The sequence below is a fragment of the Citrobacter sp. genome, from assembly GCF_050252275.1.
Taxonomy (GTDB): Bacteria; Pseudomonadota; Gammaproteobacteria; order Enterobacterales; family Enterobacteriaceae; genus Citrobacter_A; species Citrobacter_A amalonaticus.
Genome location: NZ_JBFWLF010000311.1, coordinates 1 through 5,225, shown reverse-complemented (window position 1 = coordinate 5,225; position 5,225 = coordinate 1). Strand labels below are relative to the sequence as shown.

The following is a 5,225-nucleotide window of genomic DNA, read 5'->3' as shown; positions in this document are numbered from 1 at the left end:
CGTTTATATTCACGGAGACTAACTTCTTGTTTACGAGTAAGCTGTTGAAAGAAATGGTAATTTAGGCTACTGTTTTGCCATCAAATAAGGGCGATTGTGACATATTCACAGCCCGAATATAAGCGGCACAACAATATAATCTGGCTAGTTTAATCTCATTACGTATCAACGGCTATAAGAATCGTGTTGGCGTATTTTGGCACGGAATGCTGAACGGCTTTATCTGACTGGACGCCTTTGGCGAAAAGTGTGTTCGATAGAGACAGTGTCAGGAGAAAAGATTGAAATATAAGCATGGTTGGGTAGGAGCGGTCTGCTGCTTTGTGCTCTTTGTGGTTGTCTGTCTTTTTCTGACGATGAACATGAAAGGGGCATTTCGGGCGGCCGGGCATCCTGAAATTGGGCTACTGTTTTTTACGCTGCCAGGCGCGGTCGCCAGTTTTTGCTCTCATCGCCGGGAGGTGATCAAACCGCTCCTTGGCGCGATGCTTGCGGCACCTTGTTGTTTGCTGCTCACGCGTCTTTTCTTTACGCCCACTCGCTCGCTGTGGCAGGAGATGGCGTGGTTATTCAGCGCCGTATTCTGGTGCGCTTTGGGAGCCTTATGCTTCCTGTTCATCAGCAGTTTGTTCAGACCGCGACAGCGTAAAAACCAATAACGCCCTCCGAAGAGGGCGTTATGACATCACTCACAGTACTCAGGCGAACAGGTTCAAATTCTCTTTCGCCCAGGCTTCAAAATCGGTGCAACCGCCGATGTGTTTCTGATCAACAAAAATCTGCGGCACGGTTTCAACCGGTTTGCCGACGGTTTTTTCCAGGTCCGCTTTGGTGATGCCTTCCGCGTGGATGTCGATGTAGCGATAGTTGAAATCATCGCGCTCGTTGCTCAGTTTCTCTGCCAGTTCTTTTGCGCGTACACAGTAAGGGCAACCCGGGCGACCAAAAATAACGGTAAACATTGTAGTCTCTCTCCTCGAACTCAAAGCCTGACGGCGAATGGCTGCTATGATGACGCTAATCGTCAGTCTTGAACAGTAGGTTGCACCTTTTACTTCGATACATTTAGTCTATATCTGTTAAACACATTCACGCTGAACGCCTTACACTATGTCTCACAAAAGGGGGCTTCCTGTGCGTATGACCGGCGCGTTACCGAAAAGTGTATTGATTCTGGAAATGGTGGGTATGGTGCTCCTGGCGCTGGCTTTGCTGTTGCTGAACCACTACCTGACGCTTCCCGCGCCGTTTAACAGCTCGTTAGCGGTCATTATCATGCTTTTTTTGGGCGTGCTGTTGATGATCCCCGCCGCACTGGCATTCGTCTGGCAAGTCGCGCAGCGGCTGGCGCCCCAGCTGATGAAGCCCTCATCCGATTCATCCCGTTCTGACAGAGAAAAAGAGAATGACTCCAACCATTAACCTTCTGCGTCATCACCGCTCGATTCGCCATTATACCGATCAACCGATTACGCCTGAACAGCGAGAGGCGATTCTGGCCGCCGCTCAGGCGACCTCGAGCTCCAGCTTTTTGCAGTGTATGTCCATTATTCGTATTACGGATCCGGTACTACGTGACGCACTGGTACCCTTAACCGGCGGTCAACAGCACGTCGCGCAGGCCGCTGAGTTTTGGGTCTTCTGCGCCGACTTCAACCGTCATCTGCAGATTTGCCCTGAAGCGCAATTAGGCCTTGCAGAGCAGTTGTTGCTGGGCGTCGTTGATACGGCGATGATGGCGCAAAACGCGCTGACGGCGGCGGAATCGCTGGGACTGGGTGGTGTCTATATCGGCGGATTGCGCAATAATATCGAATCTGTCACCGAGTTGCTGGCGCTGCCAAAACACGTACTGCCGCTGTTTGGGCTGTGCCTGGGCTGGCCTGCTGATAACCCGGAGCTGAAGCCGCGCCTGCCCGCAGCGATAGTGATGCACGAAAATCGTTATCAGCCGCTCGACAAGGACGTGCTGGCTGATTATGACGAACAGCTCGCGCAGTATTATCTCAGCCGTGGCAGCAATACCCGCCGTGACACCTGGAGCGATCATATTCGCCGCACGCTGATTAAGGAAAATCGTCCCTTTATCCTGGAATATTTGCATAAACAGGGTTGGGCCACGCGCTAAAAATTCCGCCGCTGTGTATGATACGCGGGATAGTGATCGAGTGATGCAGAGAGGTGCAGGGTGAAAATTGCCATATTGTCCCGGGATGGAACGCTCTACTCGTGTAAGCGCCTGCGTGAAGCGGCGATGACGCGTGGTCATCTGGTTGAAATACTCGACCCGCTTTCCTGTTATATGAACATCAATCCGGCGGCGTCCTCAATTCATTATAAAGGACGCAAGTTGCCTCATTTTGATGCCGTCATTCCGCGTATTGGTTCGGCGATTACCTTTTATGGTACGGCGGTGCTACGCCAGTTTGAGATGCTGGGCAGCTATCCGTTGAATGAATCTGTAGCGATTACCCGCGCCCGCGATAAGCTGCGTTCGTTGCAGTTGCTGGCGCGTCAGGGTATCGATCTCCCGATTACCGGCATTGCGCACTCGCCGGATGACACCAGCGATCTGATCGATATGGTTGGTGGCGCGCCGTTGGTGGTGAAACTGGTAGAGGGAACGCAAGGAATTGGCGTGGTACTGGCAGAAACCCGTCAGGCTGCCGAGAGCGTCGTGGATGCGTTCCGGGGGCTTAACGCCCACATTCTGGTTCAGGAATATATTAAAGAGGCCAAAGGTCGCGATATTCGCTGTCTGGTGGTGGGGGATGAGGTGGTTGCTGCCATCGAACGACGGGCGAAGGACGGCGATTTTCGTTCTAATCTCCATCGCGGCGGCGTCGCCTGCATTGCCAACATTACTCCCCGTGAGCGCAAAATTGCGATAAAAGCTGCGCAGACGATGGGGCTTGATGTTGCTGGTGTTGATATTTTACGCGCCGAGCGCGGCCCGCTGGTGATGGAAGTGAATGCTTCTCCGGGTCTGGAAGGGATCGAAAAAACCACCGGTATCGATATCGCCGGGCGGATGATTCAGTGGATCGAACGCCACGCGACGGCTGAATTTTGTCTCAAAACGGGTGGCTAGTCTTTAATATCGCCGATGATCGTGGCATGACGAACACTTTTTGCGTAAGCTGTGCCGGTATTTTTTTATCGTAAGAGGTAGCACATTATTATGACAGAATTGGTCGTTCCCACTCTGGATACGTTGCGGCAATGGCTCGACGACCTGGGCATGAGTTTTTTTGAATGTGATACCTGTCAGGCACTGCATTTACCACACATGCAAAATTTTGACGGCATCTACGATGCGAAATTAGATCTCGTCGATAATACGCTGCTGTTTTCCGCGATGGCTGAAGTGAGGCCTTCTGCGTTACTGCCGCTGGCCGCGGATCTGTCTGCCATCAATGCCAGTTCCCTCACCGTGAAAGCGTTTCTGGATATGCAGGATGATAATCTGCCAAAGCTGGTGGTTTGCCAGTCTTTATCCGTTATGCAAGGGGTAACTTACGCGCAGTTCGAGTGGTTCGTGCGCCAGAGCGAAGAGCAGATATCCATGGTCATTCTTGAAGCGGGCGCGCACCAGATGCTGTTTACCGCCGAAGAAGACGCGCAAAAAAGCAGCGTTGAGAACCATTTTCTTCACTGATTTTAACGTGAAGTATGGCGCGTATAGCGCAGTCGCTGCCAGAGCGGCTGCGGTTTACGTTCTTTTATTCTGCATTTAACCTTTCTTTAAAGAATTATTCACCTCTTTTCCCGCTGTTTCGCTTTATCACATAGACATAAATTGCATAAAAAATTGATAAAAGGCGTTTTTTAATCTGGGCTATAGCCTGAAACCCTGGCTAAAGTTATTCTTGCGAAGCTTAATTACAGCGAGCAATAACGGTCGGGGGAGCGTCCACTCTTCCTGGTTTTTGCCGAGTGACAAACTATGCACGTTTCTTGCATAGCATTGAGTGCAACTTTTTTGGTTCGTTTGTTAACGAACTTTGATAAGGAAAGAGATTATGACCGCCTTAAATAAAAAATGGCTATCGGGTCTGGTTGCGGGTGCTCTGATGGCCGTCTCTGCCGGCACGCTCGCTGCAGAACAAAAAACACTCCATATCTATAACTGGTCTGATTATATTGCGCCGGATACGGTTGCTAATTTTGAAAAAGAGACCGGCATCAAAGTGGTCTATGACGTTTTTGACTCCAACGAAGTGCTGGAAGGCAAACTGATGGCAGGCAGCACCGGTTTTGATCTGGTAGTGCCTTCCGCGAGCTTTCTTGAACGTCAGTTGACGGCAGGCGTTTTCCAGCCGCTGGATAAGAGCAAACTGCCGGGCTGGAAAAACCTCGATCCGGAATTGCTGAAACTGGTCGCCAAACACGACCCGGACAATAAATTCGCGATGCCGTATATGTGGGCGACCACCGGTATTGGCTACAACGTCGATAAAGTGAAAGCGGTGCTCGGCGCTGATGCCCCGCTTAATAGCTGGGATCTGGTGCTGAAGCCGGAAAATCTTGAAAAACTCAAGAGCTGTGGCGTCTCTTTCCTCGATGCGCCGGAAGAGGTGTTTGCCACCGTGCTGAACTATCTGGGTAAAGATCCGAACAGCACCAAAGCAGACGACTATACCGGACCGGCTACCGATCTGCTGCTCAAGCTGCGGCCGAATATCCGTTACTTCCACTCTTCGCAGTACATCAACGACCTGGCTAACGGCGATACCTGTGTGGCGATTGGCTGGGCAGGAGATGTCTGGCAGGCCGCCAACCGGGCGAAAGAGGCGAAGAATGGCGTCAATATCTCCTTCTCGATTCCGAAGGAAGGGGCAATGGCCTTCTTTGATGTCTTCGCGATGCCAGCAGATGCCAAAAATAAAGACGAGGCCTATCAGTTCCTCAACTACCTGTTGCGCCCGGATGTGATTGCGCATATCTCTGACCACGTGTTCTACGCGAATGCCAACAAAGAGGCAACGGCGTTGGTGAGTGCAGAAGTGCGTGATAATCCAGGTATTTATCCGCCAGCAGACGTGCGCGCGAAGATGTTCACCCTGAAAGTTCAGGATCCGAAGATTGACCGCGTCCGTACGCGTGCCTGGACCAAGGTGAAAAGCGGTAAATAACCTTTTACCGTAGGCCGGGCAAGCGAAGCGCCCCCGGCAACCGGCGCACCGTTCTGGTGCGCCTGCACCATGATTTGTTTCTGCCGGAGA

At 51.6% G+C, this 5,225-nt stretch carries 7 protein-coding genes; 6 read left to right on the top strand and 1 reads right to left on the bottom strand.

The genetic code is table 11. The annotated features are described in order from the left end of the window. The first annotated feature begins 281 nt into the window (after positions 1 to 281). Positions 282 to 659, top strand: a complete 378-nt coding sequence (locus AB7E14_RS20200; RefSeq protein WP_043001239.1) for an inner membrane protein YbjM — start codon at positions 282 to 284, stop codon at positions 657 to 659. Positions 660 to 698: 39 nt separating this feature from the next. On the opposite strand, the gene AB7E14_RS20195 is transcribed toward AB7E14_RS20200, so the two are convergent. Next, positions 699 to 962, bottom strand: a complete 264-nt coding sequence (locus AB7E14_RS20195; protein ID WP_000495514.1) for a GrxA family glutaredoxin — start codon at positions 960 to 962, stop codon at positions 699 to 701. A gap of 172 nt (positions 963 to 1,134) precedes the next feature. Here AB7E14_RS20195 and AB7E14_RS20190 point away from each other — a divergent pair, with 172 nt between their 5' ends. The 5 genes from AB7E14_RS20190 (at position 1,135) to potF (ending at position 5,135) form a co-directional block, all read left to right on the top strand. Next, positions 1,135 to 1,422, top strand: coding sequence for a DUF1418 family protein (locus tag AB7E14_RS20190; RefSeq protein ID WP_043001238.1), 288 nt, complete (start codon positions 1,135 to 1,137; stop codon positions 1,420 to 1,422). Next, positions 1,406 to 2,128: an oxygen-insensitive NADPH nitroreductase gene (nfsA, locus tag AB7E14_RS20185; RefSeq protein WP_316961856.1), complete on the top strand. Its 723-nt coding sequence runs from the start codon at positions 1,406 to 1,408 to the stop codon at positions 2,126 to 2,128. The genes AB7E14_RS20190 and nfsA overlap by 17 nt, the downstream gene beginning before the upstream one ends. 60 nt (positions 2,129 to 2,188) lie before the next feature. After that, positions 2,189 to 3,091, top strand: coding sequence for a 30S ribosomal protein S6--L-glutamate ligase (gene rimK / locus AB7E14_RS20180; protein ID WP_044256380.1), 903 nt, complete (start codon positions 2,189 to 2,191; stop codon positions 3,089 to 3,091). A gap of 90 nt (positions 3,092 to 3,181) precedes the next feature. Beyond that, a complete protein-coding gene (locus AB7E14_RS20175; protein WP_043001235.1) occupies positions 3,182 to 3,658 on the top strand; it encodes a YbjN domain-containing protein in 477 nt (158 codons plus the stop codon). A gap of 364 nt (positions 3,659 to 4,022) precedes the next feature. Continuing rightward, positions 4,023 to 5,135, top strand: coding sequence for a spermidine/putrescine ABC transporter substrate-binding protein PotF (gene potF / locus AB7E14_RS20170; RefSeq protein ID WP_043001234.1), 1,113 nt, complete (start codon positions 4,023 to 4,025; stop codon positions 5,133 to 5,135). Positions 5,136 to 5,225: the final 90 nt, after the last annotated feature.